Source organism: Mesorhizobium sp. M4B.F.Ca.ET.089.01.1.1, from assembly GCF_004022605.1.
GTDB classification, from domain to species: Bacteria; Pseudomonadota; Alphaproteobacteria; order Rhizobiales; family Rhizobiaceae; genus Mesorhizobium; species Mesorhizobium abyssinicae.
In genome coordinates this window covers 1-547 of record NZ_RZOS01001266.1, presented here as the reverse complement: position 1 = coordinate 547, position 547 = coordinate 1, and the positions used below count along the sequence as shown (strand labels likewise).

1 protein-coding gene is annotated in these 547 nt (G+C 56.1%); it reads left to right on the top strand.

Going from position 1 to position 547, the window contains the following annotated elements:
• On the top strand, positions 1 to 513 hold a 513-nt coding region (locus tag EN780_RS40040), incomplete at its 5' end, for a hypothetical protein (protein WP_210215126.1).
• Between the last annotated feature and the right edge of the window lie 34 nt (positions 514 to 547).

Genomic DNA, 547 nt, shown 5'->3' with positions numbered 1-547 from the left:
GGCGAGGACACGGCGGGGAGGGACGCATTCATCTTCTCGCCTTTTCTTTCGTCAGAGATGGATTCACTGCTGAGGGTCGAGCTTACGTCGCCATCCTACCACAGGGCTCCTGACATCGTTCCTATGCTGATAGAGTTGGAGGGTGCAACGAGATGCAGTTTTGGAGTCGTAGACCCTAGCAGCCGTGTGTGGGTGATCTCGCCGGAGGAAGGGCAAGCGATCGTGCGCGATGTGCGTAAGCCAGCGTTGCTTGCCAGCATCTACCTTTGCGAGATACACGAACTGCTGGGCCATCCGACCTGGGTTGATTTTCTGTTGGAAGGGAAACGCTCTGGGGCTCCGGTCTCGTCAATTTTGACATTCGATTGGCTGCTCGCAAAACTCAGGCGCGTCAATTCGACGGTCTCCATAGCCGCTCCTCGCCGCATCACATGCAGCGCGTTAGTACAGGACACATACGGGCGCGCGATACCATCCCAAGTCTATCTGCGAAAGGAAATGCCGGACGGCTAAGACACATCGATTGGGACGATCTCAACAGTCAACC